Genomic DNA, 25,840 nt, shown 5'->3' on the forward strand with positions numbered 1-25,840 from the left:
GTTAACGCTACATTATCCTTAAGGGAAGGTTAACGCGGCCGGCCACCCCGCGCAGGGCCGTCCCCATCCTCCGCAGCCGGCAACGCTCCGCGAGAGCGCCCTCACGTGGCATATTCGCTGCTGATTCGTCGGCCATCGGCCGACTTCCGGCTCGACTTGCGCAAGCTCATGACGGTGTTTTCGGCAGCTCCCCTCAAGTCTCCCCGCACGCGCGCACGCGCGCATGTCGTCCCGGTCGTGCTCGGCGGCACCGCCGCGGCATGCGCGGTCGCGCTCGTCGCCTATTTGTTGTGGCCGACCTGGGGTACCAGCGGCGCGAACGCCCCGGACAAGCTGCCGGTCAGCGTCGGCGGCACGCTGTTCAACCTGCCGGTCAACGCGATTCGCATGAAGATCCAGCGGCACTCCGGGCCGCAGGAGCGCATCGATCTCGACTTCCTCTATCCCTCGCTCGAGCCGCCCGGCGCGCCGAAGCACGTCACCGCCGAGATGGTGGAACCGGCAGTGCAATCGATCGACCGCATCTTCCTGTCGATCGCGGCCCATCACGATGCGCTCTCGCCCGAGCAGCGCATGGCCACCATTTATCCGCGCTATCTCGACCAGTCCGCGGCGACGCCCGCGGACGGCCTCACGATGCGGATGTTCCGCGCGGACACGCCGTACGGCAGCGAGGATCTCTATTCCGCTGCAAGCCCGGCGCTGACCGCGCGCTGCACCCGCGATGCAGCGACGCCTGGCATGTGCCTGTCCGAGCGCCGCGTCGGCGGCGCCGACCTCACCTTCCGCTTCCCGCGCAGCTGGCTGTCGCAGTGGCACGACGTGGCAGAGGCGATGGACAGACTGACCGCGCAGCTGCGCGGGTTGAAGGGGTGAGCAAGGCCGTTCGGCCGCCGACGCCACCGCGCGGCTGCGTGGTCTCAGGAAGAAATAGCGCTCGAGGCCGCGGGCAATTCAAGCGCCGAGCCGATCCCCTTGCGGTCATCCCAGGGATAGCTCGGCAGATCCAGCTTGTCGGCAATGTCCCGGCCGATGGCTAGTCTCGCGACGCCCGGCAACGCGAACGCCCTCACGATCTGATTGCGAAACCACAATCCCCATGGCGTCCGCGGTGCAAAGGCCGCGGCGAAGCGCTCCGCTCCGCGCTGCTTGGCGCCGATATAGCTGCGGAGCCGCGTCTCATAGGCGCTGAACGCTTCCCGGTGGCGCCCCTCGGCGCGTGCGAGCTCGCCCGCAAGCACATAGGCAGAGATCATGGCCAGAGCCGAGCCCTGCCCGGCGAGCAGCGACACGCAGAAGGCCGCATCGCCGATCAGGGCAACGCGGCCGCGCGACCAATTGTCCATCCGGATCTGGCTGACGCGATCGAAATACAGCTCATCGGCACGATCGAGTTCGTTCCGGATGGCCGGCCACTCCCAATGCGCGCAACGGTAGACCTCGCACAGCTTCTTTTTCTGATCGGCAGTCGTGGCGGGCCATCGATCGGCGTGGTCGGCAAAGATGAAGACGAACAACGTTCGATCGTCATGCAGGGCAAAGCGCCCGATCATGCGCCCCGGCTGCCCGTACATGAGATACGTGTTCTCGTCGCGCGCATGGTAGCCGTGAGCTTCGAACGTGGCGACGGTGTAGCCGAGATGCCGTTCGAAAGCCCGTTGCGGCCCGAACGCAAGGCGCCGCACCGATGAATGCAACCCGTCGGCACCGATCACGAGATCGAAGCGGCGCTCACCCGCCTGTCGCAGCTGAACCCTGACCTCGTCGGCGCGTTCGTCGAGTGCAACGATCTCGTCATCGAAGACGGTCTCCGTGGAGTCGCCGATCGTCCCGTACAGCAGATGCGAGAGATCGCTTCGTGCCAGCGTGACGTAGCGTCCGCCCGTCAGTTCGTCGAACACGCGCGTGCCGAAACCGGCAATGCGCCGGCCGCAATCATCGACGATCCCCATCTGTTGCACATGGTAGCCCGCACGATCGATCGCCGGCAGCAGCCCCATCCGTTCGGCGATGTCGTAACCCAGTCCCCAGAAATCGATGACATAGCCGCCGCGACGAAGCGCAGGCGCGCGCTCGACCAGCGTCGGCGCGTAGCCAGCCGCCTTCAGCCAATAGGCAATCGTCGGCCCTGCGATCCCCGCCCCGGAAACCAGCACTGTTCGCATGGACGAAATATGGGAAGAGCGGCGGCCGATCGCACGGCCGCGTCAGACACCAAATGGTGAAGGCGGGAAGTTCCGCGGCACCCGTCGGGTCGCATTACTCCTGATCGACGAGATCGTCCTCGAGGATCGCCATCTGGAACTGGAACGAACGATCGTCGTCCTCGTCGTCGACGAAGAGCACGCCAATGAATTCCTCGCCGATATAGACTTCGGCGGAATCGTCCTTCTTCGGCCGCGGCACGACGCGGATCTTGGGATTGCCGAATACGCGCTTCAGATACGCGTCGAGCTTCCTGACTTCCTTGACGTCCACGGCAAGTCTCCAATCGAAATCTAACGTGGCGGGGTTTTAGGACGAGACGCAACGAACCGCCAGCATGAATTGCCAAAGAATTTGGGGACGAAAGGGCCGGACAATCCGGCCCTTCGCGACGTCAAGGCCCGGTCTCAGAGTCCCATGGCGTTGATCATCTGATCCATGGTGCGCGACGGCTCGGCGCAGCCGGCCTCGCCGACGATCTTGGCGGGCACGCCTGCAACCGTGACATTGTGCGGCACGGGCTTGACCACCACCGAGCCGGCGGCGATGCGGGCGCAATGGCCGATCTCGATGTTGCCGAGGATCTTTGCGCCGGCGCCGATCAGCACGCCATGGCGGATCTTCGGATGACGATCCTCGTTCTCCTTGCCGGTGCCGCCGAGCGTGACGCCGTGCAGGATCGAGACGTCGTCCTCGATCACCGCCGTTTCACCGCAGACGAAACCGGTGGCGTGGTCGAGGAAGATGCCGCGGCCGATGCGAGCGGCGGGATTGATGTCGGTCTGGAACACCGCGGAGGCGCGGCTCTGGAGATAATACGCAAAATCCTTGCGGCCCTTCAGATAGAGCCAATGCGCCAGGCGATGGGTCTGGATGGCGTGAAAGCCCTTGAAGTAGAGCAAGGGATCGATGAAGCGCGAGGTCGCGGGATCGCGGTCGTAGACGGCAACGAGATCGGCGCGGAAGGCGTTGCCGAGATCGGGATCGTCGCGCAGCGCCTCGTCATAGGTCTGGCGCACGAGGTCGCCCGACATCGAGGAGTGATCGAGCCGATCGGCGACGCGGTGGACCACCGAATCTTCCAGGCGGCTGTGGTGCAGCACGGTCGAATAGATGAAGGTCGCAAGCTCGGGCTCGCGATGGACGATGTCCTCCGCTTCGCCCCGGATCCGGTCCCAGATCGGATCGAGCGATGCGAGCTTTCCTCCCGGATTGACCTGATGCACTGCCATGCGATTTGCTCTCTCGAATTGGCTTTGTTTTCCCCGCTGTATAGCACAGTCTAGGCGATAAAGTCCTGACGGGCTTGCCTGAGAGTGAACAGCATTTTGCCCCGCGGAGCACGCCAAGACTTTGAAACACAACGGTTTCTTCTGACGCCCCCAAGCGGCAAGTCGGTTCAAGGTGGTCAGAGTTTTGCCAAATTCAAGCGGGTCGGCATCAAACTATTGGTGAATTCTCTCCGAGCGGCTATTGCAGGCATGGTCCGAACGAGGGGCGCGGAGCCGATTTGAGCATCACCACCGACCAATTGCGCGCGCGCGCCGCTGATACGTTTTGGCTGCGGCTCACCGCGGCGGCGCTGCCCCTGCTGATGATCGCGCCGGCGTTCTGGAACGGCTATCCGCTGCTGCAATGGGATACCGGCGGCTATCTGGCGCGCTGGTACGAGGGCTATCTCGTCCCCAGCCGCTCCACGGTGTTCGGCCTCTATCTGCACTATGGCGAGAGTTTTGGGTTCTGGACCAACCTCGCCGTCCAGTCGCTGGCGACGCTGTGGCTGCTGCAGCTCACCCTTCGTATCCTCGGATTGATGCAGACCTTCCGCTTCGTCGCGATCAGCCTCTGCCTGATCCTGTCGACCGCGCTGCCCTGGCTTGCAAGCATGCTGCTGACCGACATCTTTGCAGGCCTCTCGGTGCTGTCGCTGTTCCTCATGGTCGTCGGCGCAAACCGCATCTCGGCGCTCGAGAAGATATTGCTGTTCGCCTTCACCGCCTTTGCCGCCGCAACCCACAGCGCCACGCTCGGCGTGCTGTTCGGTCTTTGCGCCGCGGGCTGGATGGTACGTCCGTTTCTCGGCGCGCGCCTTCCGCTGGCCGGCTTGACCCAGGCGAGCCTCACCATCGTCGCGGGCGGCCTGATGCTGGTCTCGGCAAACTACGCGCTGTCCGGCAAGCTGGCCTGGACGCCCGGCGGCTATGGCGTCGCTTTCGGCCGCATGATGCAGGACGGCATCGTCGCTCGCTATCTCAACGACCGTTGTCCGCGCGAACGTTACAAGCTCTGCCCCTATCGCAACGAGCTGCCGGCAACCGCCGACGAGTTCCTGTGGGGCAAGAGCATGTTCAACACGCTCGGCCGCTTCGATGGGCTGAACCAGGAGATGGGCTACATCGTCGTGCATTCGCTTGCGGACTATCCGGCCTGGCAGGCCGGCGCGGCATTGCGCGCGATGGGACAGCAATTGCTGCATGTGGCGACCGGCGAAGGCACCACGGTCTGGATTCCGCATACCTACGGCATCATCGAGCGTTACATCCCCTCGCAGGTCGCGCCGATGCGCGCGGCGCGCCAGCAGCACTGGGAGCTCGGCTTCGACGCCATCAACCGGCTGCACGTTCCCGTCGCCCTGATCTCGATGCTGGGGCTGGTCGGCCTGCTCGCGCGGGCGCTGGCAACCCGCCGGCTGGACGACCTGACGCTGTTGGCGGCGACGGTGACGCTGGCGCTGCTCGGCAACGCCTTCATCTGCGGCGTGATCTCCGGCCCGCACGACCGCTACGGCGCGCGGATGGTGTGGGTGGCGACTTTCGTGGTGCTGGTGGCGCTGTCACGCCGGTTTGGGGATAACGTCAAGGCGCAGTGAGAGGAAATGAAGCTTCGTCGCGGTGCTTGTTGAAACATCTGCGCGCCGGCGCGTTCTCAGCCCGCATTCCCGCGATCGCGAAGGTCGTAACAATGAAGCCGACCGCGTAGCACTTGAGCCACTTCACTTCGAATACCTCCAAGTTGTGGTCGTTAGTGGCGGCTCCCTCTGGTTTGGTTCGATGGCATGGCGCTCTGGTGAGGCTGAGGCAGCAGGTAACTTCCCGCCAGCGAACCTTAGCCGAAACACCCTGAATCTGGCGTGATGTCGGCTGACACCGGGAGAACGGCCGCGGGGCCGCACTCAGTTCGACCGCCGCTTGTGGCCCAAAGCTGGCCTTGGCGCGCGGCCCGCCCGTCGTCAGCTTTTGGACCCGGAGCGGACATAACTGAGCCAACTCCGGCCGCCAAGAACCTCATTCGTCTCTTCGGTAAAAATCGCGTGCGGTCAGCTCGTTGGCGAGCGTGTTTCGAGAGTGGTATTGATCTCCGTCTAGATGAGTCTTCATGGCCTTAAGCCACGGCAGCTTTGCTTGAATGCCCGCTGTCAACGGGTCTTGAGTAACCTCAATGGCAACGTCGCGGAGTGAAACTCCAGAGCCGAATGTTGCTGCTAGATTTCTGGGATCAATCTGTTCAACCGACTTCGGATCATCAAGATCACGAAATCTGACCAACATCGGAATTTCGTTGACCTTCAACACCCGGTGCGGGTGCTGCTCTCTCAATAGCCGAACTTGCGGAAGGGGATCGGTCTCGCTCTTGATCAAGTCGGCAAAGGCATGAAACAGCATCCATGCAGGACCACCTAAATCTCCATATCCAGCTTTCGGCCCATGCAGGAGCGCGAAAAGCGTACCGTGAAGGCCGAGATCGACCACAACAGCTTCGCCGCTGACCTCATTGCCGAAGCCCCCCATGGAGCCGAAGAGGCCCCTCGTGTCGGACTGCCTGACTTGAATGACGCCAGAACCGCTGACGAGCTTGCCATCAACTTCTACGTTGATTGTTAAGCGGTATCTGATGGTCTCGCTCAGGCTACCACAGCCAGTTAGTGCGCTCACAAAAACGCAGAGCGCAGCTAGCCGTTTCGCAAGCATTAGCGCCATCGCCATACCAATACCACGCCGCAAATCTGGTTGAGCTTGCTGGCACTCCAACAAGCTTTGGTTGTGCATGGCAACAGACTAAAGTTCAGTAAATGTTGGTCCCGACCGCCCGTAAAGGCGCAAAGAGGGCAGAGTTTCACTTCCTCTTGTGGCCCCCTTAGCCGACCTACCTTCCCGCTTCGCGATGACGTCTCGCCATCGGCCGCAGCGGACTCCCAGTCTCTGCGCATGAAGGAGTGAACGGTTGCCCCGAAGAGAGTGGCCGGCCCCCGTGTGATCGGGCATTTCAGGATCATTGGGCCACGACCGTGCCCCGGACAACACTGTCCTCAGCCGCGGCGTGAGAGGAAACCCAGCACGCCGGTCTTGTAGACCTTGTCGCCGACCGCACGCATGTGGTCGCGGTTGGGAATATCGAGCACTTCCGAGCCGGGGATGATCGCGCCGAGCGCGCTGGCAGAGCCTGCGACATCGTCGGTCGAGCCGACCGCGATCAGCACCGGCACGTCGATGCGCGCAGCTTCGTCGCGGGTCATGAGGTCGCGCGTGCCGCGGAGGCACGCGGCGAGCGCGCGGCGGTCGGAGCGGGTCTGATCGGCAAACGCGCGAAAGGTGCGGCCGACGGGATCGGTGACGTCCTCGAGTGCCGGCGCTTCCAGCGCTTTCGCCACGTTCTCGCCGGGCCCTGTGCCCTCGATCAGGCCACCGATGCCGATGCCGCCGAGGATCGCCGAGCGCAGGCGTTGCGGCTCGTTGAGGGACAGCCACGCCGTCATCCGTCCACCCATGGAATAACCCATGATGTCGGCCTGCGGGATGGCGAGATGATCCATCAGCGCAAGCACGTCGCCGGCCATGGTCGGGATCGAGTACTGTTCGGGCTCGTAGAGCTTTTCGCTTTCGCCGTGGCCGCGATTGTCGAGCGCGATCACGCGGCGGCCGTTCTTGCGCAGCTCCGAAACCCAGGTCGGATAGACCCAGTTCACGTTCTTGCTGGAGGCAAAGCCGTGCACCAGGATGATCGGATCGCCCTCGCCTTCGTCGAGATAGGCAATTTCAACGGCGCCGTTGTGAAAGCTCGGCATCATCAGTTCCAGAGGTCTTGAGGGGGATGGGTGGATCTTAGAGCATGATCCGGAAAACTGTGCAGCGGTTTTCCGGCAACATCATGCTCAAACAATAGCCTGAAGCGCGTCGCACTTCAGGCCGTGGTGCCCGCGCTGGCCAGAGCGGCCTCGGCTGCCATCTGCGCGCGGCGGAGCCGCCGCGCCCGCCTGCGATCGCACCAGGCCTGGGTCAGGCGCTCTGTCGTCGCCTTGATGGAGGACAGAAGGCCGAACAGCGTCAGCGCCGCACTGAGCAGCCAGAGCGCCAGATCGAACGCGCCGCCGATGAGCAGCAGCGCGCCCCGGCCCAGGAGCTTCATGATCGCGCGCGTCTTGCCGCCCTGCGCTTCCGCAAGCCGCGCCGCGCGCGCCACATCCTTGGGACCCTCGGCGATGCGCAAGGTCTCCATCGCCCCGCGCGTGCCGGTCCTTTCGGCGACGCGCGTGACGTCCTTGCCGAGCCGGACCAGCGCACCGGCCTTCTCGGCCCGGAACGCGGCCTTGATCGCGCTCACGGTCTGGCCCGGCCGCAGCACCGAGCCTGATACCACCGCGTTCCGGAGCATCGGCGTGTCGACGACCTCGCGCGCCGAGCGGCCGGCCCATGCGGCAAGCCCCTCGCCGAGCCGCCCGACTTTCCGCGCATCCTTCACCAGCGTCAGTCCGGCGCGCACCGGCGCCGCACCGCCGACGGACACGTAGGTTGCCGCCGTCACCGCAAGTCCCGCGGCCGCAAGCCCGAGCACGAGGCGGTCGGTGTCCTCGCCCATGGCGAGATGCTTGCCCTCGCGCACCACGTCCCTGATGTCGCCGAACACGAAGAGATCACCGGCCACCGTTCCCGACAGGCTCGCGACATCGTCCGCGTTGCCGGTGACGAGACCGGTGGCGAACCGTTTCGCGAAATGCGAGGTGGAATTCTCCACCTTGACGGCGTCACTGACACGGCTCAGCAGGTCGTCGGGAAGCGCGATGTTGCGGTCACGCGCCAGCGCAACGAAACTATCGGCGAGATCGGCATCATCAGCAGCGAGCGCGGCCTCGATATTGTCCTGAACCACGCGGTCGTTCTGCCGCAGCAGTGCATCGAGCTTCAGCTCGGAGAGCGCAGCCGGGTCGTCCTGGGCAACGAGGATCCCGCCGGCCTCACGGGCATGCGGCGCGACCTGCGCGAGCATGAAGCTGCACGCCGCGATACCGGTCAACGCTGTGCTGATTCGCAGCCACTTCATGCGGAAAGCCTGGATGTCCCTCGGATCACTTGCGCCTGACGATGCGTCTTTCGTCGCAAGTTGCACTCGCCCAGAGATAGCTTGCCAAAATTGCGACACAACGTCCCCGACGAAAGAAGGGCTTCTCTCAGGCCTCAAGATTGTGTCGAATTTGCATGAGCAAATGAGCATGGGGCAATTGCGAACCTTTCGGTTCCGCTGGACTAGCAATCATCTGTACCCGCAAGTATGGTCCGCGGCGCCTCAAAGATGCCGCGTCAGTTTTTGATTGTGTCTGCCGCCATTGCCACTCCAGGATGAGTTACGATGTCCGACCATGTCGTCCCGCACTTCCATAACGATGCCGGTGTCCCCGTCATCGAGATCGGCTCGCAAGAGTTCATGTGCGTGGGCGCCAACCCTCCGTTCGACCATCCGCACGTCTTCCTCGACCTCGGCAACGACAACGAGATCATCTGCCCCTATTGTTCGACGCTGTACCGCTTCGCGGCCGACCTGAAGGCGGGCGAAGCCCGCCCGCCGGAATGCGTCCTGAAGGACAAGGTAGCCTGACCGCTTCCATCGGTCAGGGGTGGCGCTCTCCCGAACGATTGTCATCGCCGGCGCGGGCATAGGTGGCCTGACGGCCGCGCTTGCGCTCGCGGCCCGCGGCTTCCGCATCGTCGTGCTGGAAAAGGCAGAGCGCCTCGAAGAAGTCGGCGCCGGCCTGCAGCTCTCCCCCAATGCCAGCCGCGTGCTGGTCGAGCTCGGCCTGACCGAACGCCTCAAGGCGCGCGCGGTGACCCCGGAGGCGGTCTCGATCATGAGCGCGCGCGCGGGCGGCGAGCTCCTGCGCATGCCGCTGGGCCAAGCAGCTTCCGCGCGCGCCGGCGCCCCGTATTGGGTGGTGCATCGCGCCGACCTGCAATCGGCGCTGGCGGGCGCTGTCGCCGATCATCCCGACATCGACCTGAAGCTGGGTGCAACCTTCGAGGACGTCGCGCCCCACGCCAAGGGCCTGACCGTCGTCCATCGCAGCGGCACGATCCGCCGCAGCGATCTCGCCAGCGCATTGATCGGCGCCGACGGCATCTGGTCGACGGTACGTCAGCATCTGTTTCCCGAGGTGCAGCCGCGCTTCTCCGGGCTGATCGCCTGGCGCGGCACGCTCGATGCCACGCAACTGCCGAAGGACTATACCGCGCGCCGGGTGCAGCTCTGGATGGGCCCGAACGCCCATCTCGTTGCCTATCCGATCGCGGGCGGACGCCAGATCAACGTCGTCGCGGTGCTGCCCGGCACCTGGAACCGGCCGGGCTGGAGCACGCCCGGCGATCCCCTCGAGGTGATGGAGGCCTTTGCCGCCCCGCGCTGGCCGGCGCCGGCGCGGATGATGCTGGCCGCGGTCGACAGCTGGCGAAAATGGGCCTTGTTCGGCGTGCCCGACGGCTGCCCCTGGAGCAAGGGTCCGGTGGCGCTGCTCGGCGACGCCGTGCATGCCATGCTGCCTTTTGCAGCCCAAGGCGCCGGCATGGCGATCGAGGATGCCGCCGCGCTGGCCCGGCATTTGAGCCTCGAGGCCGCCGAGAGCACCACGGGCATCGCCGCTGCGCTGACGCAATACGGCCGCGCGCGCCAGGCGCGAGTCCTTCGGGTGCAGCAAACCGCGCGGCGGCAGGGCCGCATCTATCATCTCGGCGGGCCGCTCGCGATCGCACGCGATCTTGCGATCCGTGCGCTCGGCCCGGAGCGCATGTTGGCGCGGCAGGACTGGATCTACGGCTGGCGGCCCTGATGCGAGCGCCGCCGGCGCGGCGGCTTGAAGCGCGATGATTAGCGCATTGCTCTGCCGGATGCCGACACGGGCTTGGTCGAGCCCGGCTTCGCACTGGCCGCAGGCGATGGCGATGCGGCAGGCGATGCCGCCTCGGGCGGCGTCTCCCGGCACCTGTTGCGGCGCCAGGCCTCGTCTGCCAATTGCGCCTGCCCGCGCACCGCAATGTAATCGTTGCGATAGGCGAGCTCGGACACGACCGCGCCACCTGCCCCGGTCTCGGCCTTGTCCATCAACTTCTGCAATTCGTCGGTGCGCTTGGCGAGCAGCTTGCGCTCACCCTCCAGTTGCTTGCAGTCGTACAATTCGTATTTGGCGGGATCGGCAAAGGCCGGCGCGATCGTCTCGCTCATGCCGGCGCAGCCGGACAGCGCGGCGCCGGCCGCAAACAGCGCGAGGAGTGCGCCAAAGCCGCGCAGCGAAGAGGAGAACAAAGCCGCCATGCCGGATGAATAGCCCCCGTGGATTGAGAATGCCTAAAGCAACAACAGATGTCCGGATTGAGGCTTTGCCTTGTACGCCCGGCTCGCTTAAGGAAGAACCGTCCCTCCGGGTACGCGACGCGCCAATTCCAGACAGCCGGGGATGGACTTAAGTGTTTGATCTCGTTGGATCAAGCGGGCATGGCGGAATTGGTAGACGCAAGGGACTTAAAATCCCTCGGTGCGCAAGCGCTGTGCCGGTTCGACCCCGGCTGCCCGCACCAATGGAGCTGAGGGCAAACCGTGCTCGGCCCGGAGACGACCGCGTCATGGATCCGTAGCGCCCGGCCAGGCGTGCCTCCGGCGCCATGATCGAAGGCCGGCGTCACCAAGAAGACCCTCTATTATATTATCACTTCACCGGCACGGACGAGATTGAGCGGCCCGCTGACCTCGTCTGCGTCTCCGCTCCGACGGCTCTCACCAGGTCCTGTCCGGCCCTGCTCCGCCTGCCAGCCATCCCGAAACATGGGTTGTGCAACGCAGCATGCACGGAGATAACGTCGCTCGATTTCAGGGGTACTCTTCTTGTCCGACGTCAATGCCGACGATTGGGTGTCCGCGGGACACCGCCCGATGGGTTTTCCGGAATTCGTCATCGTGATCGCGTCCATCATGGCGCTGAATCCGCTTGCGATGGACATGATGCTGCCGGCGCTGCCCAACATCGGGTCGGCCTTCCAGATTCCCGTCGCCAATCATCTCCAGCTGGTGCTGTCGACGTTCCTGCTCGGCTTCGGCGCCGGCCAGTTCGTCATGGGTCCCCTGTCGGACCGCTTCGGCCGCCGACCGGTGCTGCTCGGCGGCATGGCGGTCTATGCGGTCGCGAGCGTGCTGGCGGTCGCAGCGCCCTCGTTCGAGACGCTGCTGCTGGCGCGCGCGTTGCAAGGGCTCGGCACCGCGGCGACGCGCGTGATCGCGACGTCGATCGTGCGCGACTGCTATGTCGGCCGCCGCATGGCGAGCGTGATGTCGCTCGCCATGATGGTGTTCATCGCGGTGCCCGTGGTCGCCCCCTCGTTCGGACAGGCGGTGCTGCTGGTGACGGCGTGGCGCGGCATCTTCGTGGTGCTGATGCTGTATGGCCTGCTCGCGCTCGCATGGTGCGTGCTGCGGCTGCCTGAGACCCTTCCCGAGTCCGAGCGCCGGTCGTTGGCGCCCGCCGACGTGCTCTCCGCGTTCCGGCAGACCGTGACCCATCGCCAGACCATCGGCTATGCCACGGCCGCCGGCAGCGTGATGGGCGCACTGTTCGCCTATGTCTTCTGCGCCCAGCAGATCTTCACCGGCATCTATCGCCTCGGCCATTACTTTCCGCTCGCTTTCGCGGCGATCGCGGCCGGCGTCGCCATTGCCGGCTTCCTCAATGCAAGGCTGGTCGGGCGGCTCGGCATGCGCGTGATCTCGCACGGAGCGCTGACGCTCTACACCGTCGTGGCCGGCGTGATGCTGCTGACGGAAAGTCTCGGCGTGCTGCCGCTCGCCTTGTTCATGGTGCTCTCCGCGTTGATGATGTTCTCGTTCGGCATGATGGTCGCCAACTTCACTGCGCTCGCGATGGAGCCGCAGGGACATATCGCTGGCACCGCCTCTTCGCTCTACGGCTCGATCACGACGCTGATCGGGATCGTGGTCGGTATGGCGATCGGGCAGAGCTTCGACGGCACGCTGCTGCCCTTCTCGATCGGCTTCTTCCTGTCGACCCTCGCCGCGCTCGCGATCTTGCTGGTGGTGGAGAAGGGGCGGCTGTTCAAGCCGCATCATCGCCCTGTGGCGTGAGGAACCTCCCTGCCCACTCGATGTTGTCCTGCAGCAATCGAGAGGATCGCGAGATGGAACAGGAGAGCAAACCGGATCAGGCCGCGTCGGGAATCGAGCGGCCCACCCCGCGGGAACAGTTCTCGGAAGAGCGGCCGCATAGAAGCCTGCCCTTCGCAAGTGAGGGGCTGGAGCCGCTGCGCGACAGCCACTGCTAGAATGGATCGAGCAGGTACTGCTCCATAGAAAACGGCGCCGCGGGACACCCACGGCGCCGTTCGCCTTTCGGACGTAAGACTACTCCGACTTGGTGATGTTCCAGAACACCGGCGTCGCCGGGCCGTCGAGCACACCCGTGAGCGACTTCTGCCAGGCGCTCGGGGCCTGGTACTGGCCGAGCGGAATGTAGATCACCTGCTCAAAAGCTTCCTTTTGGATGTCGGCGGCGATCTTCTTCTGCGCATCGGGCGAGGGCGCGCGAACGAAGGCGTCCTTGAGCTCTTCGATCTTGGCGTCTTCCGCCCAGCCGAACCAGCCGCCGTTCTTGCCGCGACCGCCGATCGAGACGTTGGCGATCGGATTCATCACGTCCGCGGCGACCCAGTTGGTGAAGAACATGTTCCATCCGCCCTCCTTCACCGGCTTCTGGCCGGCACGGCGGGCAACCACCGTCTGCCAGTCGGTCGCCTGAAGATCGACCTTGAAGCCGGCCTCACGGAGCAGCTGCGCGGCGACGATCGGCTGCGCCTTCAAAGTCGTGACGTCGCCGGGGGCCATGATCGCAATCGGCGTCCCGTCATAGCCGGATTCGGCGAGCAGCTTCTTGGCTTCCGCCATGCCGCCGCCTTTCACCAAGGTCTCCGAGCCGAGGTCGGTCGCGAGCGGCGTGTCGCAGATAAAGAAGGCGCCGCAAATCTTGTAGTATTTCGGATTGCCAACAAGGGCGTCCAACACGTCCTTCTGGTTCATTGCCAGAAGTGCAGCGCGGCGCACCTTGGGATTGTCGAAGGGAGGCAGCAGGAAGTTCATGCGGCCGAGCGTCTGGAAGCCGAACTTGTTCAGAACCTCAATCTTGAGGTCTTTATTGCCCTCGACGACCGGGAGCATGTCCCAGGGCACGTTCTCCATGAAATCGATATCGCCCGACTGCAGCGCGTTCACCGCGGTCTGGGAGTCCGGCATGGTAATCCACTCGACGCGATCAACCTTCACCACCTTGCCGCCGGCGGTCCAGCTCGCCGGCTCCTTGCGCGGCACGTAGTCGGTGTTCTTGACGTAGACCGCCTTCACGCCGGGCTGGAATTCGCCCTGCACGAACTTGAAGGGACCCGAGCCGATCTGCTCGGGAATTTGCTTGCCCGCCGGCGTCTCAGCGAGCCGCTTCGGCATCATGAACGGCACCAGCGAGGACGGTTTGCCGATCGATTCGAGCACCAGGCCGTAGGGCTGCTTCAGCTTCAGCACGATCGTCTTGGCATCTGGCGCGTCGATGCTGGCGGTGAAGTCCATGAGCTTCTGGCCCATGCCGTCGTTCCTGCCCCAGCGCTTCAGTGAGGCGACGCAATCCTCGGCAGTCACCGGCGCGCCGTCATGCCACTTCAGTCCGTCGCGCAGCGTGAAGGTGTAGGTCAGCTTGTCGTCGGAGACCTTCCAATCCGCCATCTGCGGCTGAATCTTGAAATTGGAGTCGGTCGCAAGCAGCGTGTCGTAGACCATGTAGCCATGGTCGCGCGTGATGTAGGCCGTGGTGAAGCCCGGATCGATGATGCGCAGATCCGAATGCATCACCGCCGTGATGGTCTTGCCGGCCGCAAGCACTGGCGAGGCCAGCGCGGTCGAAAGCGCGACGACCGACAGCGCAAGTTTGGAGGCGAACGCGCGGCGCCCCCGGCGCATGAAGTGGAACATAGAAAGTTCTCCTGACGTGAAACTGTTCAAAGGCAGGTTATTGGTTAAGCATTCGGTTCATTCGTTGGGCGAACTAACCTCATGCAATGCCTTTATCTTTTCGAGACTTGCAGACGGCGCCGAGCGCGTCAATCCGGTTTCGCTGCAAGCCCTTGCGGCGCGCGCAAGGGCTCCACAAAGATCGGTTTGGCCCTACAACACCCCCCGCTTGTCCTGCCCCGCGCCGATGCAATGCGCGTTCCATCTTTCGAAGCTTGAGAGACATTAAGATGAATCCTGCCAATCTTCCCTTTGATTCCGAGGCGATGCTCGAGGGCCTGCGCGGCTGGGTCGAATGCGAAAGTCCGACCTGGGACGCAGGCGCCGTGGACCGCATGCTCGATATCGCAGCACGGGATATGGCGATCATGGGTGCGACGATCGAGCGCATCGCCGGCCGTCAGGGCTTTGGCGGCGTCATTCGCGCGCGCTTTCCCCATCCGAAGCAGGGCGAGCCGGGCATCCTGATCGCCGGTCACATGGATACCGTTCACCCGGTCGGCACCATCGAGAAGCTGAAATGGCGACGCGAGGGCAACAAGTGCTACGGCCCCGGCATCTACGACATGAAGGGCGGCAACTATCTCTCGCTGGAAGCGATCCGACAGCTCGCGCGCGCGTCGTTCACGACGCCGCTGCCGATCACCGTGCTGTTTACGCCGGATGAGGAAGTCGGCACGCCCTCCACGCGCGATATCATCGAGGCGGAAGCCGCGCGCAACAAATACGTGCTGGTGCCCGAGCCCGGCCGCGCCGACAACGGCGTCACCACCGGACGCTACGCCATCGCGCGCTTCAATCTCGAGGCGACGGGCCGCCCGAGCCACGCCGGCGCGACGCTGTCGGCGGGACGTTCGGCGATCCGCGAGATGGCGCGGCAGATTCTCGCGATCGACGCGATGACGACGGAGGACTGCACCTTCTCGGTCGGCGTGGTGCATGGCGGCCAGTGGGTCAATTGCGTTGCCACGACCGCGACCGGCGAAGCGCTGTCCATGGCCAAGCGTCAAGCCGATCTCGACCGCGGTGTCGAGAGGATGCTGGCGCTGTCGGGCACCACCAACGACGTCACCTTCAAGGTCACGCGCGGCGTGACGCGTCCGGTCTGGGAGCCGGATGCCGGCACCATGGCGCTGTATGAAAAGGCGCGCGGCATCGCCAAATCTCTCGGCGCGGAATTACCGCATGCAAGCTCCGGCGGCGGTTCCGACGGCAACTTCACCGGTGCAATGGGCATCCCAACGCTCGACGGCCTAGGTGTGCGCGGCGGCAATGGCCACACCCTGGAGGAGTTCATCGAGGTGGACAGCCTGGTTGAGCGTGGGCGCCTGATGGCGGGGTTGCTGGCCACGCTGGAATAGTGAACTCGTCATTCCAGGGCGATGCGACAGCATCGAACCCGGAATCTCGAGGTCCCGGGTTCGATGCTTCGCATCGCCCCGGGACGACGAGGTGGGCTTTGCACTGCACAATGCGTTGGCAGTCGCGGTCGAAATTTAGCCTTGTCCAAAAATGAGGCGTATCGTACTGCTCCGCTTGTCCACGCGACGATGCGGGAGAGATCGCAACGAAGGCTTTCGGCCTCCGCTGCGGCGCCGACGGAGCAACCGCCCCGGAAACTCTCAGGCAAAAGGACTGTATCGTCAGGACGATCTGGAGAGAGACGGCACGATTCTGCGATCGTGACGTCCACCGAAGGGGATAGTCCGTCGCAAGGTGCGCGGCGGATCAAGCTCTCAGGTAACCGTGACAGATGGGGCGCCGCCAACGGCCTTTGGCCGGCGGTCAGCCGTCTCGAACTCACGGGAGCCCCGAACCTGACATGACCCATATCGCCATCATCGGCGCCGGCATCACCGGCGTGACGACCGCCCATGCCCTGCTCGAACGCGGCTACAAGGTGACGGTGCTCGACAGGCACCGCTACGCCGCGATGGAGACGTCTTTCGCCAATGGCGGACAGCTCTCCGCATCGAACGCCGAAGTCTGGAACAGCACTGCGACGATCCTGAAGGGCCTGCGCTGGATGTTCCGGCGCGACGCGCCGCTGCTGATGAACCCGCGGCCGAACTGGCACAAATATTCATGGATGAGCGAGTTCGTCGCCAACATCGGCAACTATCGGGCCAACACGATTGAGACCACGCGGCTCGCGATCGAAGCGCGCAGGCATCTGTTCGACATCGCGGCGCGCGAAGGGATCGACTTCGATCTCGAACGCCGCGGCATCCTCCACATCTATCGTGACAAGGCCGGCTTCGAATCCGGCCTGCGCGTCAACGCGCTGCTGCAGGAAGGCGGCCTCGACCGCCGCCCGGTGACGCCGGAGGAAATCCGCAGCATCGAGCCGACACTGCGCAAGGACTATTATGGCGGCTTCTACACGCCGTCGGATGCGACCGGCGATATCCACAAGTTCACCCGCGGGCTGGCGGACGCCTGCAAGCGGCGTGGCGCGACCTTCATCCACGAGGCCAATATCGATTCGATCGCACGTGCCGGCAGCGGCTTCGTCATCGGCTGGACCGATCTGGCCGCGAGCGATGGTGTGGCGGCCGCGCGCGGCGCACTGAGCGCGGACGGCGTCGTGGTCTGCGCGGGCGTTGCGAGCCGTCACTTCGCCGCCCTGCTCGACGAGCGCGTCAACGTCTACCCGGTCAAGGGCTACTCGATCACCGTGCAGCTCGACACTGCCGAAAGCCGCAACGCCACCCCGACGGTGAGCCTGCTCGACGAGGCCGCCAAGATCGTCACCAGCCGGCTCGGCGCCGATCGTTTTCGCGTCGCCGGCACCGCCGAGTTCAACGACTTCAATCGCGACATCCGCGCCGACCGCGTGCAGCCGCTGATCGACTGGGTGCGCAGCAACTTCCCCGCCATCGAAACGTCGCGCGTCGTGCCCTGGGCCGGGCTGCGCCCGATGATGCCGAACATGATGCCGGTCGTGCGCGCAGGGCGGATACCTGGCGTGTTCTTCAACACCGGCCACGGCCATCTCGGCTGGACTCTGTCGGCGGCGACGGCGCAGATGATCGCCCAGACCATCGACGGCTGGCGCGGCCTCAACGCGCCGCCGACCGCGCCTTCACTTGGGGTTGAGCGTGAACTGCGACATGCATCCTGAGTTGGTCGATACTGGGGACATGCCGGCCTCTTGCGACAGCGCAGCCCTTGGCACACAATTTGCCCCGAGAGGACACCGTCTCCGGGCGGCCTTGCCAGCCCAAGCGATAGGCATGATAGACACGACAGAGTTCACGGGCGCCTCGGGGCGCCACACGTTCCGTAGCCGGAGATAGGTGCATGCTGGGTTATCTTATTCGCCGCGTTCTGGCCGCGGTGCCCGTGATGGGCGTCGTCGCGCTGTTCGTGTTCCTGCTGCTCCGGCTGACGCCCGGCGATCCCGCCGCGATTCTCGCCGGCGACAACGCGACGCCGGAACGGCTCGAGCGCATCCGCACCTCGCTCGGCCTCAACGAGCCGCTGATCGTGCAGTTCATCACCTGGGTGAACAAGCTGCTGCACGGCGATCTCGGGACCTCGCTGATCTCCAACCTGCCGGTGATGAAGATGATCGGCCAGCGCGTCGAGCCCTCGATCTCGATCGCGTTGTCGACCATCATCCTCGCCGTAATCGTCGCCGTTCCCTTGGGGGTGATCGCGGCGTGGAAGCACGGCACCTGGATCGATCGCTTCGTGATGGGCCTGTCCGTGCTCGGCTTCTCGGTGCCGGTGTTCGTGGTCGGCTATGTCCTGATCCAGATCTTCGCCATCGACCTGCGCTGGGTTCCGGTGCAAGGCTTTAAGAGCATCAGCGCCGGCTTCGGGTCGTTCTTCGAGCGCATCATCCTGCCGACCTGCGCACTGTCCTTCATCTACATCGCCCTGATCGCGCGCATGACGCGCGCGGCGATGCTCGACGTGCTCGGCGAAGATTACGTGCGAACAGCGCGTGCGAAGGGCATCAACGAGGTCGCTGTGATGATGCGCCATGCGCTGCGCAACGCCGCGGTGCCCGTGATTACCGTGATCGGCACCGGCTTTGCGCTGTTGATTTCCGGTGTCGTCGTCACCGAGAGCGTGTTCAACATCCCCGGCATCGGCCGCCTCACCGTCGATGCGGTGCTGGCGCGCGACTATCCGGTGATCCAGGCAATGATCCTGCTGACGTCGCTGATCTATGTCGTTGTCAATCTTCTCATCGACGTTGCCTACACCCTGCTTGATCCCCGAATCCGATACTGAGGCAAGGAAGAACACAAATGTCGGTCGATACCCTTCCCCAGTCGTCGATTCCGATCACGTCGCCGCTGCGGCCGCGATTCGGGTTCCTCACCTCGACGCCCATCATCGCCACGGCGACAGTCCTGCTCACGTTGATCGTGGTGATCTCGATCCTCGCGCCGCTGATCGCGCCGCATGATCCGATCCAGCTCGCGCCGTCGCAGCGGCTCAAGCCCGCCTCCGCGCAATTCCTGCTCGGCACCGACGCCTACGGCCGCGACCTGTTGTCGCGCGTGATCTATGGCGGCCGCGTCTCGCTTCTGATCGGCATCGGCTCGGCGATCCTGTCGATCGCCATCGGGCTCGCGATCGGCCTCGTCTCCGGCTTCTTCAAGCTGGTCGATTCCGTCCTGATGCGCGTGATGGACGGCCTGATGGCGATGCCGAGCGTCCTACTCGCGATCGCCGTGGTCTCGCTGTCCGGCGCCAGCATCTGGACCGTGCTGATCGCGATCACGATTCCGGAGATCCCGCGCGTGGCGCGCCTGGTGCGCTCGGTCGTGCTGTCGGCGCGCGAGGAGCCTTACGTCGAGGCAGCGATCTCGGTCGGCTCCAGCCTGCCGAAGATCATGTGGCGCCACCTGATGCCGAACACGATCGCGCCGCTGATCGTCCAGGGCACCTATGTCTGCGCGAGCGCCATCCTCACCGAGGCCATCCTCTCCTTCCTCGGCGCCGGCATCTCGCCGGAGACGCCGACCTGGGGCAACATCATGGCCGAGGGCCGCCAGTACTTCCAGATCAAGCCGTCGCTGATCTTCTGGCCGGGCCTTTTGCTCTCGATCGCCATCCTCAGCATCAACCTGATCGGCGACGCCGCCCGCGACGCACTCGATCCGCGCATGAAGCAGCGGGAAGGCAAGTGATGAGCGATCAAGCGATGACCAATACCATCCTCGACATCAACAACCTCGTCGTCTCCGTCGGCAAGAAGCCGGGCGGACACAAGATCATCGACGGCATCTCGATCCAAGTGCGCGAGCGCGAGACGCTGTGTCTCGTCGGCGAAAGCGGCTCGGGCAAGTCGGTGACCTCGCTCACCACGATGGGCCTCTTGCCGAAGGGCACGCTGGTTCCCACCGGCGGCAGCGTCAAGCTGGTCGGCGAGGAGCTGCTCACGGCGACCGACCGCCGGCTGCGCCAGCTTCGCGCCACGCAGATGGCCATGATCTTCCAGGAGCCGATGACCGCCCTCAATCCGGTGGTGCCGGTCGGCCGCCAGATCGACGAGGTGCTGCGCGCGCACACCGATCTCGACGCCAGAGCGCGGAAGAAGCGCATCCTCGACATGATGGAGCAGGTCCACCTGCCCCAGGTCGAGCGCATCTTCGCCTCCTACCCGCACCGGCTCTCCGGCGGCCAGCGCCAGCGCATCATGATCGCGATGGCGCTGGTGCTGGAGCCGAAGCTCCTCATCGCCGACGAGCCGACCACCGCGCTCGACGTCACCACGCAGAAGCAGATCCTGACCCTGATCCGCGAGCTGCAGCGCGATCACGGCACCGCCGTGCTGTTCATCACTCATGACATGGGCGTGGTCGCCGAGATCGCCGACCGCGTCGCGGTGATGCGGCAGGGCCGCTTGGTCGAGACCGGCCCGCTCGAGACCGTGCTGCGCAATCCGACCATGGAATACACCCGAAACCTGCTCGCCTCGGTGCCGAGCCTGGTGCCGCGGCCGCCACGCGAGGAGAGCCGCGAGCCCGTGGTGCTGGAGGCCAACGACCTCAGCAAGGTCTACAAGGAGCGCGCCCTCTTCGGCAAAGGCCGCGAGGTCGTGGCCGCCGACAAGGTCACGCTGACGCTGCGCAAGGGCCGCACCCTCGGCATCGTCGGCGAAAGCGGCTCCGGCAAGTCGACGGTGGCACGCTGCATCGTTCGCCTGATCGACCCGACTTCCGGCGGCGTGCGCCTCGCCGGCCGCGAGATCGCCGACATCTCGCGGCGCCTGCTGCAACCGCACCGGCAGAAGATCCAGATCGTGTTCCAGGACCCCTACCGCTCGCTCAACCCGCGCGTCACCGTCGGCGAGAGCATCGCGGAAGGCCCGATCAATTACGGCGTCTCCCAAGCCGATGCGATGAAGCGGGCGCGCGAGCTGCTCGAGCTGGTCGGCCTGCCGGCGGATGCCGTGTCGCGCTATCCGCACCAGTTCTCCGGCGGCCAGCGCCAGCGCATCGCCATCGCCCGGGCGCTGGCGCTCGATCCCGACGTGCTGGTCGCCGACGAAGCGGTCTCCGCGCTGGACGTCTCCGTGCAGGCACAGGTGCTGGAACTGCTCGACGAGATCCAGAAGCGACTCGGCATCGCCATCCTGTTCATCACGCACGATTTGCGCGTCGCCGCGCAGATCTGCGACGAGGTCGTGGTGATGCAGCACGGCCGCGTCGTCGAACAGGGACCGGCGGCCGAAGTGCTGACGCATCCGAGGGAGGCCTACACCAAGGCGCTGCTGGACGCAGCTCCGGGCCGCAACTGGGACTTTGCCAATTTCCGGCCGGTCGCCGAGGGCGTGGCGGCCGCCGTGTAACGACGTTCACGGTGTCGTCGCGGCGAACGCCGGGAGCCATACCGCGGAATCTATCGACAGTATGTGGGGCCAATCCCGAACGACCAATCTTCGCCAATCTCCTTCCTGGGGTTATGGGCCCCGCGTTCGCGGGGACGACACCGAGAGCGTGATTGGCGGAGCGGCCCACGACGCGCACCGCATCCGCAGCATTCCCAAAACGTCTTGACCCTATGCACGATGCGATTGCTTCCCGGCTTGCTCTTGCGGCAAGGCCGGGGCTAACGTCGCGCACTTTCAATCGGGACTGAACTGAATGACACGCATCGCCGTCGGCGGCTTCCTGCACGAGACCAACACCTTCGCCCCGACCAAGGCGACATTCGCGGACTTCCAGCATGGCGGCGGCTGGCCGGCGATGACGCAAGGTGCCGACGTCTTGAAGGTGATGCGCCGCATCAATGTCGGCCTCGCCGGCTTCGTCGACAGCGCCGATGCCAATGGCTGGGAACTCGTTCCGACGATTGCCTGCGGGGCGAGCCCCTCGGCCCACGTCACCAAGGATGCCTTCGAACGCATCGTGAAGGTGATGGTCGACGGCATCAAAGCCGCCGGGCCGATCGATGCGGTTTATCTCGACCTGCACGGCGCCATGGTGACGGAGCATCTCGACGACGGCGAAGGCGAGATCCTGGCGCGCGTGCGCCGCGTCATCGGCAAGGATGTTCCGCTCGTCACCAGCCTCGATCTCCATGCCAACGTCACGCCCGACATGATCGAGCATGCCGACGCGCTGATCGCCTACCGCACCTATCCGCATGTCGACATGGCCGAGACCGGCCGCGCCTGCGCCGGGCACCTCGCGCTGCTGCTGAAGACCAAGCAGCGCTTCGCAAAGGCGTTCCGGCAATTGCCGTTCCTGATTCCGATCAGCTGGCAATGCACCAACGATCAGCCCACCAAAGGCATCTACGAGAAGCTCGCCGCGCTGGAGGGCGATGTGGTTCCAACGCTGTCTTTCGCGCCCGGCTTCCCCGCTGCCGATTTCCGCGATTGTGGGCCAAGCGTGTTCGCTTATGGCAAGACGCAAGCGGACGCCGACCGCGCGGCCGATGCGATCGTGAAGCTGATCGAAGGCCACGAGGACGATTTCGACGGCAAGATCTGGTCGCCTGACGATGGCGTGCGCCATGCCATGCAACTTGCGAAGAATGCGAGCAAGCCGATCATCATCGCCGATACCCAGGACAATCCCGGCGCCGGCGGCGATTCCGACACCACGGGCATGCTGCGCGCGCTGGTGCGCAACAAGGCGAGCGCCGCGACCGGCGCGATTTACGATCCGGAATCGGCCAGGGCCGCGCATGCGGCCGGCGTCGGCGCCACCGTGACGCTCTCGCTCGGCGGCAAGTCCGGCATTCCCGGCGACGAGCCCTATCGCGAGACCTTCCTGGTCGAAAAGCTCTCCGACGGCCGCTTCACTGCACCCGGTCCCTATTACGGCGGCCGCGAGATGGAGATGGGACCGTCCGCGTGCCTTCGCATCGGCGACGTCCGCGTCGTCGTCTCCTCTCACAAGGCCCAGCTCGCCGACCAGGCAATGTACCGCTATGTCGGCATCGAACCGACGCGAGAGAAGATCCTGGTCAACAAGAGCTCGGTGCACTTCCGTGCCGATTTCGAGCCGATCGCGGCGAAGCTCCTGATCTGCGCCGCCCCCGGCGCGATGCCGGCCGACACCGCCTCCCTGCCCTGGACGAAGCTGCGCCCCGGCGTCCGCATCAAGCCGAACGGCCCCGTTTTCACGCCTCCCTCACGCTAACTGGACGGACCCTATGCCCACGATTGATCGCATCGACGGCTATGCCGACGAACTCACCGCTATCAGGCGCGACCTCCATGCTCATCCCGAGATCGGCTTCGAGGAACTGCGCACCTCCGGCATCGTCGCCGACAAGCTGAAGAGCTGGGGCATCGAGGTGCATCGCGGCCTCGGTGGCACCGGCGTGATCGGCGTCATCAAGGGCAAGGGGACGGGCGGCAAGCGCATCGGCCTGCGCGCCGACATGGACGCGCTGCCGATGGAGGAGAACACCAATCTGAAGTGGAGTTCGAAAATCCCCGGCCGCTTCCACGGCTGCGGCCATGACGGCCACACCACCATGCTGCTCGGCACCGCGCGCTATCTCGCCGAGACCAGGAACTTCGACGGCACCGTGCACCTGATCTTCCAGCCGGCCGAGGAAGGCCTCGGCGGCGCGCGCGCCATGATCAAGGACGGCTTGTTCGAGAAGTTTCCCTGCGACGAGCTCTACGGCCTGCACAACGCGCCCGACCTCAACCACGGTGAGATCGCGATCCTGCCCGGCCCCGCGATGGCCAGCGCCGACTTCTTCGACCTCCGCATCACCGGCTACGGCGCGCATGGCGCAATGCCCGAACGCTCCAAGGACGCGGTGATCATCGCGACCACGCTGGCGCAGGCGATCCAGACCATCGTCAGCCGCAACGTCGAGCCGCTGCAGGCCGCCGTCATCTCGATCACACAGATTCACGCCGGTTCCGCCTACAACGTCATTCCCGGCGACGCGCATCTTTGCGGCACCATCCGCACCTTCTCGAAGGAAGTCCGCACCCTGATCGCCGAACGCATCCGCACGATCTGCGCCGGCATCGCGAGCGCCTATAGTTGCGTGATCGACGTCGACATCCGCGATACCTTCGACGTGCTGGTCAACCAGGTCGAGCAGTCCAAGGTGGTCGAGGAGGTCGCGCGCACCATCGTCGATCCCGCCAACGTGATCACCCGGACCCAGCCGAAGATGGGCAGCGAGGATTTTGCCGACATGCTGCAGACTATTCCCGGCGCCTATTTCTGGGTCGGCCATGACGGCGCGGTGCCCGTGCACAATCCCGGCTTCGTGCTCGACGACAAGATCCTGCCAATCGGCGCCAGCATGTTCGCCCGCATCATCGAGACGCGCATGCCGGTGGGAGCCCATGCATAAGAAGAGTGCCGAAGAGGCGGTCACCTCGCTGCACGATCTCTCCGCGGTCGATCTGATCGCGGGCTATCGCGCCAAGCAGTTCTCGCCGAGCGAGGTGCTGGAGGACGTGCTCGCGCACGTCGCTGCGTGGGAACCGGATCTGAAGGCGCTCTATGCATTCGATCCCGACGGCGCGCGCGAGGCCGCCAAGGCCTCGACCGCGCGCTGGACCGGCGGCGAGCCGTCCGGCGCGCTCGACGGCGTGCCTGTCACGGTGAAGGACAACATCGCGACCAAGGGTGTACCGGTGCCGCTCGGCGCGGCCAGTGTCAGGCTCGTGCCAGCCGAGAAGGACGCCCCGCCGGCTGCGCGGCTGCGCGAGGCCGGCGCGGTCATCTTCGCCAAGACCACCATGCCCGATTACGGCATGCTGTCCTCCGGTCTCTCCAGCTTCCATGCGCTGGCGCGCAATCCCTGGGACCTCTCCAAGAATCCCGGTGGTTCCAGCGCGGGCGCAGGCGCTGCCGCAGCGGCCGGCTATGGTCCCTTGCATCTCGGCACCGATATCGGCGGCTCGGTCCGCCTGCCCGCCGCTTGGTGCGGCCTCGTCGGCCTGAAACCGAGCTTCGGCCGCGTGCCGATCGATCCCACCTATGTCGGCCGCGTTGCCGGCCCGATGACGCGCACGGTCGACGACTGCGCGCTGATGATGAGCGTGATCGCAAAGCCCGACCGGCGCGACGGCATGAGCCTGCCCGCCGAGCCGCTCAACTGGAGGGGGCTGGACAAGTCGCCGCGGAAACTGCGCATCGGCCTGATGCTCGATCCCGGCTGCGGCCTGCCGCTGGAGAAGCCGGTGCGCGAGGTCGCGGTGAAGGCCGCCAAGGCCTTCGAATCCGCAGGCAGCGTCGTGACCGAAGTGGACGGCATTCTCACGCGCGAAATGCTCGACGGCCTCGACAATTTCTGGCGCGCGCGGATGTGGGACGATCTGTCGAAGCTGACGCCGGCCGAGCAGGCGAAGGTGCTGCCCTATATCTTCAAGTGGGGCGAGTCCGGTGCCAAGCTCTCCGGCGTCGACGTCATCCGCGGCTTCAATCAGACCATGGCGATTCGAGCCGCGGCTTCAAAGCTGTTCTGCGAGTTCGACTACGTGATCTCGCCGACCGCACCGAACGTGAACTATGCGGCGGAATGGGCCTCGCCGACCAACGATCCCATGAAGCCGTTCGAGCACATCGCCTATACCGTGCCGTGGAATATGTCGGAGAACCCGGCGATCTCCGTCAACGGCGGCTTCGACGCCAAGGGCTTTCCGATCGGCGTGCAGATCGTCGGCCGCCGCTTCGACGACATCGGCGTGCTCGGCATGGCCAAGGCATTCGAGGGCCTGCGTGGTCCGCAGCGGCCCTGGCCCAGGCCGCCGGCGAAGTAAGACGCTCTCGTCATCTCGGGAAGCGCGCCCTTTAGGCGCAAGCCCGAATGACTTGGGACAGGCAGCATGCGGCGCCTCTTGCTTACCCTCCCCTGGAGGGGGAGG

22 protein-coding genes, 1 tRNA gene and 2 riboswitches are annotated in these 25,840 nt (G+C 65.1%); of the genes, 15 read left to right on the plus strand and 8 right to left on the minus strand.

The window, feature by feature from the left end:
- Nucleotides 1–168: 168 nt before the first annotated feature.
- Nucleotides 169–876 (plus strand): hypothetical protein, encoded by a 708-nt coding sequence (locus IC50_RS06430; RefSeq protein ID WP_035701987.1) that lies wholly within the window; start codon nucleotides 169–171, stop codon nucleotides 874–876.
- Nucleotides 877–920: 44 nt separating this feature from the next.
- Here the strand turns inward: IC50_RS06430 and IC50_RS06435 are convergent, their stop codons facing one another.
- From IC50_RS06435 to cysE, 3 genes are all read right to left on the minus strand, one after another.
- Nucleotides 921–2,165, minus strand: coding sequence for an FAD-binding domain (locus tag IC50_RS06435; RefSeq protein WP_050990923.1), 1,245 nt, complete (start codon nucleotides 2,163–2,165; stop codon nucleotides 921–923).
- A gap of 94 nt (nucleotides 2,166–2,259) precedes the next feature.
- A complete protein-coding gene (locus IC50_RS06440; RefSeq protein WP_007602550.1) occupies nucleotides 2,260–2,478 on the minus strand; it encodes a DUF3126 family protein in 219 nt (72 codons plus the stop codon).
- Between the two features lie 134 nt (nucleotides 2,479–2,612).
- Nucleotides 2,613–3,437, minus strand: a complete 825-nt coding sequence (cysE, locus tag IC50_RS06445; protein ID WP_035701940.1) for a serine O-acetyltransferase — start codon at nucleotides 3,435–3,437, stop codon at nucleotides 2,613–2,615.
- Between the two features lie 278 nt (nucleotides 3,438–3,715).
- Here cysE and IC50_RS06450 point away from each other — a divergent pair, with 278 nt between their 5' ends.
- Nucleotides 3,716–5,074, plus strand: a complete 1,359-nt coding sequence (locus tag IC50_RS06450) for a hypothetical protein (protein WP_035701943.1) — start codon at nucleotides 3,716–3,718, stop codon at nucleotides 5,072–5,074.
- Between the two features lie 415 nt (nucleotides 5,075–5,489).
- Here IC50_RS06450 and IC50_RS06455 read toward each other — a convergent pair whose 3' ends face one another.
- The 3 genes from IC50_RS06455 to IC50_RS06465 all read right to left on the minus strand — a co-directional run bounded on the left by IC50_RS06455 (nucleotide 5,490) and on the right by IC50_RS06465 (nucleotide 8,520).
- Nucleotides 5,490–6,251 carry a hypothetical protein gene (locus IC50_RS06455; protein WP_157460903.1) on the minus strand — a complete coding sequence of 254 codons (762 nt, stop codon included), beginning with the start codon at nucleotides 6,249–6,251 and terminating at the stop codon, nucleotides 5,490–5,492.
- A 260-nt stretch (nucleotides 6,252–6,511) separates the two neighbouring features.
- The gene (locus IC50_RS06460; RefSeq protein ID WP_035701993.1) at nucleotides 6,512–7,267 is read right to left on the minus strand and encodes an alpha/beta fold hydrolase; all 756 of its coding nucleotides are present in this window, start codon (nucleotides 7,265–7,267) and stop codon (nucleotides 6,512–6,514) included.
- A 116-nt stretch (nucleotides 7,268–7,383) separates the two neighbouring features.
- Entirely contained in the window at nucleotides 7,384–8,520 is a 1,137-nt protein-coding gene (locus IC50_RS06465) for a hypothetical protein (protein ID WP_035701948.1), read from the minus strand.
- Nucleotides 8,521–8,826: 306 nt separating this feature from the next.
- Between IC50_RS06465 and IC50_RS06470 the strand changes: the two genes are divergently transcribed.
- The gene (locus IC50_RS06470) at nucleotides 8,827–9,072 is read left to right on the plus strand and encodes a zinc-finger domain-containing protein (protein WP_007602543.1); all 246 of its coding nucleotides are present in this window, start codon (nucleotides 8,827–8,829) and stop codon (nucleotides 9,070–9,072) included.
- Nucleotides 9,073–9,091: 19 nt separating this feature from the next.
- Entirely contained in the window at nucleotides 9,092–10,294 is a 1,203-nt protein-coding gene (locus IC50_RS06475; RefSeq protein ID WP_035701951.1) for an FAD-dependent monooxygenase, read from the plus strand.
- Nucleotides 10,295–10,332: 38 nt separating this feature from the next.
- Here IC50_RS06475 and IC50_RS06480 read toward each other — a convergent pair whose 3' ends face one another.
- Nucleotides 10,333–10,776 carry a hypothetical protein gene (locus IC50_RS06480; RefSeq protein ID WP_035701954.1) on the minus strand — a complete coding sequence of 148 codons (444 nt, stop codon included), beginning with the start codon at nucleotides 10,774–10,776 and terminating at the stop codon, nucleotides 10,333–10,335.
- 174 nt (nucleotides 10,777–10,950) lie between these two features.
- On the opposite strand from IC50_RS06480, the gene IC50_RS06485 reads away from it, so the two are divergent.
- The 3 genes from IC50_RS06485 to IC50_RS41155 all read left to right on the plus strand — a co-directional run bounded on the left by IC50_RS06485 (nucleotide 10,951) and on the right by IC50_RS41155 (nucleotide 12,791).
- Nucleotides 10,951–11,039, plus strand: a tRNA-Leu gene (locus tag IC50_RS06485).
- Nucleotides 11,040–11,343: 304 nt separating this feature from the next.
- Nucleotides 11,344–12,594, plus strand: coding sequence for a multidrug effflux MFS transporter (locus IC50_RS06490; RefSeq protein WP_035701956.1), 1,251 nt, complete (start codon nucleotides 11,344–11,346; stop codon nucleotides 12,592–12,594).
- 53 nt (nucleotides 12,595–12,647) lie between these two features.
- The gene (locus IC50_RS41155; RefSeq protein ID WP_157460904.1) at nucleotides 12,648–12,791 is read left to right on the plus strand and encodes a hypothetical protein; all 144 of its coding nucleotides are present in this window, start codon (nucleotides 12,648–12,650) and stop codon (nucleotides 12,789–12,791) included.
- A gap of 79 nt (nucleotides 12,792–12,870) precedes the next feature.
- On the opposite strand, the gene IC50_RS06495 is transcribed toward IC50_RS41155, so the two are convergent.
- Nucleotides 12,871–14,481, minus strand: a complete 1,611-nt coding sequence (locus tag IC50_RS06495; protein ID WP_035701958.1) for an ABC transporter substrate-binding protein — start codon at nucleotides 14,479–14,481, stop codon at nucleotides 12,871–12,873.
- Between the two features lie 269 nt (nucleotides 14,482–14,750).
- On the opposite strand from IC50_RS06495, the gene IC50_RS06500 reads away from it, so the two are divergent.
- The 8 genes from IC50_RS06500 to IC50_RS06535 all read left to right on the plus strand — a co-directional run bounded on the left by IC50_RS06500 (nucleotide 14,751) and on the right by IC50_RS06535 (nucleotide 25,735).
- A complete protein-coding gene (locus tag IC50_RS06500) occupies nucleotides 14,751–15,881 on the plus strand; it encodes a M20/M25/M40 family metallo-hydrolase (protein WP_035674943.1) in 1,131 nt (376 codons plus the stop codon).
- A 182-nt stretch (nucleotides 15,882–16,063) separates the two neighbouring features.
- A riboswitch (glycine riboswitch) is annotated at nucleotides 16,064–16,168 on the plus strand.
- Nucleotides 16,169–16,171: 3 nt separating this feature from the next.
- Nucleotides 16,172–16,275, plus strand: a riboswitch (glycine riboswitch).
- Nucleotides 16,276–16,342: 67 nt separating this feature from the next.
- Nucleotides 16,343–17,644: a D-amino acid dehydrogenase gene (locus IC50_RS06505; protein ID WP_035701961.1), complete on the plus strand. Its 1,302-nt coding sequence runs from the start codon at nucleotides 16,343–16,345 to the stop codon at nucleotides 17,642–17,644.
- Between the two features lie 179 nt (nucleotides 17,645–17,823).
- Nucleotides 17,824–18,765, plus strand: coding sequence for an ABC transporter permease (locus IC50_RS06510; RefSeq protein ID WP_035701962.1), 942 nt, complete (start codon nucleotides 17,824–17,826; stop codon nucleotides 18,763–18,765).
- A gap of 17 nt (nucleotides 18,766–18,782) precedes the next feature.
- On the plus strand, nucleotides 18,783–19,670 hold the full coding sequence (locus IC50_RS06515; RefSeq protein WP_035701965.1) for an ABC transporter permease: 888 nt from the start codon (nucleotides 18,783–18,785) through the stop codon (nucleotides 19,668–19,670).
- A 14-nt stretch (nucleotides 19,671–19,684) separates the two neighbouring features.
- A complete protein-coding gene (locus IC50_RS06520) occupies nucleotides 19,685–21,334 on the plus strand; it encodes an ABC transporter ATP-binding protein (protein WP_035701996.1) in 1,650 nt (549 codons plus the stop codon).
- A 295-nt stretch (nucleotides 21,335–21,629) separates the two neighbouring features.
- The gene (locus IC50_RS06525) at nucleotides 21,630–23,135 is read left to right on the plus strand and encodes a M81 family metallopeptidase (protein WP_035701968.1); all 1,506 of its coding nucleotides are present in this window, start codon (nucleotides 21,630–21,632) and stop codon (nucleotides 23,133–23,135) included.
- 13 nt (nucleotides 23,136–23,148) lie between these two features.
- Nucleotides 23,149–24,321, plus strand: coding sequence for a M20 aminoacylase family protein (locus tag IC50_RS06530; protein WP_035701971.1), 1,173 nt, complete (start codon nucleotides 23,149–23,151; stop codon nucleotides 24,319–24,321).
- Entirely contained in the window at nucleotides 24,314–25,735 is a 1,422-nt protein-coding gene (locus tag IC50_RS06535; RefSeq protein ID WP_035701973.1) for an amidase, read from the plus strand. Before IC50_RS06530 ends, IC50_RS06535 begins: the two co-directional genes overlap by 8 nt.
- Nucleotides 25,736–25,840 lie beyond the last annotated feature (105 nt).

Origin of the sequence: Bradyrhizobium genomosp. I (2014) (assembly GCF_000261685.1) — a bacterium.
Lineage (GTDB): Bacteria > Pseudomonadota > Alphaproteobacteria > Rhizobiales > Xanthobacteraceae > Bradyrhizobium.